The sequence below is a fragment of the Methylobacterium sp. WL7 genome (assembly GCF_008040085.1).
GTDB lineage: Bacteria > Pseudomonadota > Alphaproteobacteria > Rhizobiales > Beijerinckiaceae > Methylobacterium > Methylobacterium mesophilicum.
Genome location: NZ_VRVG01000214.1, coordinates 1 through 5,261, shown reverse-complemented (window position 1 = coordinate 5,261; position 5,261 = coordinate 1). Strand labels below are relative to the sequence as shown.

At 72.8% G+C, this 5,261-nt stretch carries 5 protein-coding genes; all 5 read right to left on the bottom strand.

The features are described 5' to 3' along the window. Positions 1–481: 481 nt before the first annotated feature. Positions 482–757 carry a hypothetical protein gene (locus FV233_RS28045; RefSeq protein ID WP_147857441.1) on the bottom strand — a complete coding sequence of 92 codons (276 nt, stop codon included), beginning with the start codon at positions 755–757 and terminating at the stop codon, positions 482–484. Between the two features lie 88 nt (positions 758–845). After that, the gene (locus tag FV233_RS28040) at positions 846–1,256 is read right to left on the bottom strand and encodes a DUF2147 domain-containing protein (protein ID WP_147857442.1); all 411 of its coding nucleotides are present in this window, start codon (positions 1,254–1,256) and stop codon (positions 846–848) included. 37 nt (positions 1,257–1,293) lie between these two features. Next, positions 1,294–1,971, bottom strand: a complete 678-nt coding sequence (locus FV233_RS28035) for a hypothetical protein (protein WP_147899480.1) — start codon at positions 1,969–1,971, stop codon at positions 1,294–1,296. Between the two features lie 256 nt (positions 1,972–2,227). Beyond that, positions 2,228–3,910 carry a dihydrolipoyl dehydrogenase gene (lpdA, locus tag FV233_RS28030; protein WP_147899479.1) on the bottom strand — a complete coding sequence of 561 codons (1,683 nt, stop codon included), beginning with the start codon at positions 3,908–3,910 and terminating at the stop codon, positions 2,228–2,230. A gap of 286 nt (positions 3,911–4,196) precedes the next feature. Further along, positions 4,197–5,261 (bottom strand): 2-oxo acid dehydrogenase subunit E2 (locus tag FV233_RS28025; protein ID WP_246690116.1); only part of this gene is annotated, 1,065 nt, incomplete at its 5' end.

Genomic DNA, 5,261 nt, shown 5'->3' with positions numbered 1-5,261 from the left:
GGTCGGGAGAGGGGAGCGACGATGCAGGATAGGGCGCTCGCCCTCACGCCCGCTCTGCTTCACCCGGAAGCCGGGCTCCCCTCTCCCGACCCCTGCTGACGCAGGGGCCACCCTCCCCCGCAGAGGGGGGAGGGAAGGCGCGGGGTCGTTCTGGAGTGCCATACCCGTCGATCGGACGGTGATCCCAAACGCGAAATGTGAATCCGCTGGCCCGCTCGGGAGAGGGGACCCGCGCCTCCTGCGCCAGCGGCAGAACCACGACTCTGACCGAAACGGGTGTCGGCGGTAGCCACAAGGGGGAGGAGCGCGCTTCGCCGAAGACGACGTGCGCACGGCGTAGGGATGAGGTGAAAGGTTTGGATATCCGCCGGTCGGCCGCGACCTCACCGTCATTGTAGGCGCGGCGAAGGGACCCAAGGCCGCGCGCGATGGCAACCTCGCCCCAAACGCAAAACCTGCGTCCGGGGCGAAGTGATGCGTCCTACTTCCCGCCGCCGCCGCCCTGGGGGGCGACCTGCGAGGGCTGGTTGGCGTTGCCGGCCGCGGCGGAATCGTTGGAGATCGAGTCCGCCGGCCGTCCCGTCGGCGAGTAGGTGAGGGCGCCCTCGGCACCGGTGGCGTTCGATTGCGGCGTCACCACCCCGGGGGCGCCGGGCGGCACGACCACCACGGTGCCGGTGGGGGATTCGATCACTTGGGCGGAGGCCGGTCCGACCAAACAGGTCGCGAGGGCGGCGGCGAGAATCATCCGGGTCATGAAGGTTCCTGTCTCTGTGGAGAAGGAAGCTTCGGTCGTGCGCAATTGATCCGTCGCGGGACCGCGACTGCGTCACCGTGAGCGCGGGTCAGTTCACCCGCGTCCAGGTCTGGCGCTTGCAGAACACGCTCATCACGCAGCCCGAGACTTCGAGGGCGTTCGGGCCGGTCAGCCGCAGCGCGCCGGAATAGGTCTTCCCGTCGTTCGGGTTGTAGAGCGAGCCGCTGTAGCCCGATCCGTCCGCCTGGGGGGCGTTGAGGATCTGCACGCCGACGACGCTGCGGCCACGCAGGGCCGGGTCCGGGTTCTTGGCGTCCAGCGCCTTGCCGGGGGCGCTGACGATGGTGCCGCAATAGCCGCCGCCGCAGGGGGTGACCTTCACCCGGGAGCTGCCGGTCTCGGTCAGCCAGAGGCCCGCGGGATCGGCGGCCAGGGCCGGGCCGCCGGCCGCCAGAGCCGCGAGCACTCCCGAGACCGCACGCAAGACCGTACGCCGCATCCTCATCCCTCCCGAACCGAACCTGTGGGACGCCCTCTTACCGCGACGCTTCGGGCAGCGCACCGCCCAGATAGGTCTCGGCGACCTCGCAGAACGGCTGCCCGGCCCCGGTGGAGAGCACCGCGTCGATCTCGAACAGCTTGTCGTCGGGGCCGGGCGCAGCCGGCTGCGCGAAGGGGCGGACCGCGATGGTCTGCCGGGTCGGCTCCAGGGGGCGCACCACCCGGCCGAAGGGCGTGCGGGTACCCTCCAGGGTCGCGTTCATCTCAGGGGTCAGGCGCGCCGGGACGTACCAGTTGTCCGCCTCCGACAGCACCCGGTCGCCGCAGGCCAGCCGGACCCGGCGGTAGCGCACCGGCTCGTCGGGGCCGATCGCGAGGCGGGTGCGCTGGGCGGCGCTGAGGGGCTTGTCGGCCACGTCCATGCGCCGGGCGACGAGGTGCGGGTCGCCGGCGAGCTTGTGGTCGGCGCACCAGCTCTCCAGCGCCAGGGTCGCGCTGTGCGCCGCCAGCACGCGGCCCTGCAGCGCGGCGATCAGCGCGGCCTGCGGCTGGGTCGCGGCCGGAGCCTCCGCGGCGACGGCCGACGGCCTCATCGGAAGGCCCGCCAGCGCCGCCGCGAGGCCGAGATGGAGCGCCCAGTCCCGCCGGACCAGGAAGGCGACGCAGCGCCGGACCGCCCGCGGATCAAGGGCGGCGAAGGTGAGTCTGGGCATCGGGAATCCCCGGAGAGCGTAATTCGGTCCACCGCATCGTCTCGGCCCGAATCCCCCCGGGTGGAGGCGTCCTGTTGGTCTGACGCCGCGTCGGGCGCGTCCGGCCTCGCGGGCGAACGTTTACCCAACCTCGGCCTTTGGGTCGAGGCTAGAGCCGTTCCCGGTCGCGTTGCAACCGGGAACGGCTCTCAGTCTTTGATGCAACGCGTTCGCTTACGCCGAACCGGTATCCACTTCGGCGGCGAGCGCCCGCGTGCTACCGGCGCGCGGGCGGCAGGTCGGTGCAGAGGCCGAGCGCCGCCTCGGCCGCGAGCCCGATGGTCTCGCCGAGCGTCGGGTGCGGGTGGATCGTCCGGCCGATGTCGGTGGCGTCGGCGCCCATCTCGATGGCGAGCACGATCTCGCCGAGCATGTCGCCCGCGCTCGGCCCCACGATGGCGCCGCCGACGATCCGCTTGGTCTCCGGGTCGAACAGCAGCTTGGTCAGGCCGTAATCGGCGCCGTTGGCGATGGCCCGGCCCGAGGCGGCCCAGGGGAAGCGCGCCACCTCGACCGCCCGGCCGGCGGCCTTCGCGGCGGTCTCGGTGAGGCCGGCCCAGGCGATCTCGGGGTCGGTATAGGCCACCGACGGGATCACCGCGGCGTCGAACCCGGCCCTGTGGCCGGCCGCCACCTCGGCGGCGACGTGGCCCTGGTGCACCGCCTTGTGGGCCAGCATGGGCTGCCCGACGAGGTCCCCCACCGCCAGGATGTGCGGCACGCCGGTGCGCATCTGCGAATCCACCGGCACGAAGCCCCGCTCCACCGCGACGCCCGCCGCGTCGAGGCCGAGCGCGTCGCCGTTCGGGCGCCGGCCCGCGGCCTGGAGCACGAGGTCGTACACGACCGGCTCCGCCGCGCCCGCGAGCGTCACGGCGATGCCCTCGGGGGTGGCGGTCGCCGAGACCACCTCCGCGCCGGTCAGGACCCGGTCGAACCGGTGGGCGTTGCGCTTGGTCCAGACCGCCACGAGGTCCCGGTCCACCCCCTCCAGCAGGTTCGGCAGGCGCTCGACCACGTCGACCCGGGCGCCGAGCGCGCTGTACACGGTGGCCATCTCCAGGCCGATGATGCCGCCGCCGATCACCAGCAGGCGACGGGGCACGAACGGCAGCTCCAGGGCCCCCGTGGAGTTCACGACGCGCGGGTCGTCCGGCAGCATCGGCAGGGACACCGGCGACGAGCCCGCCGCAACGATGGCGCTCCGGAACCCGACGGCGCGGCTGCCGCCCGCCTGCAAAGCCACCGAGACCGCGTTCGGCCCGGTGAAGCGCGCGGTGCCGCGCACGACCGCGACCTTGCGCTGGCGCGCCATCTGGGTGAGCCCGTCGGTCAGGCGCCGCACGGTGCCGGCCTTGAACGCCCGCAGCTTGTCGAGGTCGATCGTCGGTGCGCCGAAACCGATCCCGTGGGCGGCAAGCCGCCCGGCCTCTTCGGTGACGGCGGCCACGTGCAGCAGCGCCTTCGAGGGGATGCAGCCGACATTCAGGCAGACGCCCCCCAGCGTCGCCTCCCGCTCCACCAGGATCACGGTCTGCCCGAGATCTGCGGCCCGGAACGCCGCCGCATAGCCGCCGGGTCCGCCGCCGATCACCAGGATGTCGCAGGATTCCTCCGCCGGCGCGACCGCAGGCGCCGCGACGGGCGCCGTATCCGCCGTCTCCACGGCCACGCGGGCGATCAGGGTGCCGGCCGAGACGGTGTCGCCGAGGCCGACCAGCAGCTCCACCAGGCGGCCGGCGACCGGGGCGGGGATGTCGAGGGTCGCCTTGTCGGATTCGACGATGAGCAGGGTCTGGTCGCGGGCGATTGTCTCCCCCGGCGCCACCGGGATCTCGATGACCGGCACGCCGGAAAAGTCGCCGATATCGGGGACGCGGATCTCGCGGGTCTCGGGCATGGCGGCGGCGATCACAGTCTGTTGGGATGGGCGGTAGGCATCGAGGATGGCAGGGCCTTCTAGCCCCGACAGAGGCCAAGGTGGTGCGACCACGTCTCTCCGAAGGCGCGACGCGCCCCCTCTCCCGTCCGGGAGAGGGCTGGGGTGAGGGGCCAGGTCTTTCCGGATGCGGCGCATCCCTCACCCCGTCCCTCTCCCGCACGGGAGAGGGGACCCGCGCTCGGTCCGGCGATGTGCCGATCCGCGAGCCCGCACAGGGAGGCGCGTCGCATACCCGTCGTCGCCGTCACAGCAGCGCCCGGCGCAAATCCGACAGGACCGACGCGATGTGGCCGAGGAAGCGGGCGGCGGCGACGCCGTCCACGACCCGGTGGTCCCAGGACAGGCTGAGCGGCAGGATCAGCCGCGGCTGAAACGCCTTGCCGTCCCAGATCGCCTCCGTGCGCGAGCGCGCCGCGCCCAGGATCGCGACCTCGGGGGCGTTGATGATCGGGGTGAAGCCGTCGCCGCCGATGCCGCCGAGCGACGACACCGAGAAGCACCCGCCCTGCATCTCCGAGCCCGCGAGGCTGCCGGCCCGGGCCTTGTCGGCGAGCGCCGCCATCTCGGTGGCGATCGCGATCAGTCCCTTGCGGTCGCAGTCGCGTACCACCGGGACCATCAGGCCCTTCGGGGTGTCCACCGCGAAGCCGACATGGACGTAGTCCTTGAGGACGAGGTCGGAGCCCTCCAGGGAGGTGTTGAAGCGCGGATAGGCCCGCAGTGCCAGGGCGGCGGCCTTGATCAGGAAGGCCACCATGGTGACCCGCGCCGGCGGCGTGCGCGTCTCCGCGTTGAGCCCGACCCGGAACGCCTCGATCTCGGTGACGTCGGCTCGGTCGAAATTGGTCACGTGCGGGATCGTCAGCCAGTTGCGGCTGAGATTGGCCCCGGAGATGGTCTGGATCCGCGACAGGGGCTCCCGCCGCACCGGACCGAATTTTTCGTAGTCGACCTGCGGCCAGGGCGGCAGGCCCGCGCCGATGCCCGAGGGCGCGGCCGGCGCCTGGGCCGGGGCCTGGAACGCCGCCTTGACGAAGGCGTGCAAATCCTCCCGCAGGATCCGCCCCTTGGGGCCGGTGGCGGGCACCCGGTCGAGGGTGATCCCGAGCTCGCGGGCGAGCTGACGCACCGACGGGCTGGCGTGGACGTCGCCGGTGGGGGCGGTGCTTTGGTTGTCACGCGCAACTGCAACGCGCGCGCTCCCTCCCCCCTCCGCGGGGGAGGGTGGCCCCCGAAGGGGGTCGGGAGAGGGGAGCGCCGTATCCGGAAGAGTGGCGACAGGTGTGAAACCCGCCCCGTCGCGCCGCCC

What these genes read in the sequence shown, in the direction of transcription:
- lpdA (WP_147899479.1), bottom strand. Translation starts at nt 3,910, where the DNA reads ATGCCCGAGACCCGCGAGATCCGCGTCCCCGATATCGGCGACTTTTCC.
- FV233_RS28040 (WP_147857442.1), bottom strand. Translation starts at nt 1,256, where the DNA reads ATGCGGCGTACGGTCTTGCGTGCGGTCTCGGGAGTGCTCGCGGCTCTG.
- FV233_RS28045 (WP_147857441.1), bottom strand. Translation starts at nt 757, where the DNA reads ATGACCCGGATGATTCTCGCCGCCGCCCTCGCGACCTGTTTGGTCGGA.
- FV233_RS28035 (WP_147899480.1), bottom strand. Translation starts at nt 1,971, where the DNA reads ATGCCCAGACTCACCTTCGCCGCCCTTGATCCGCGGGCGGTCCGGCGC.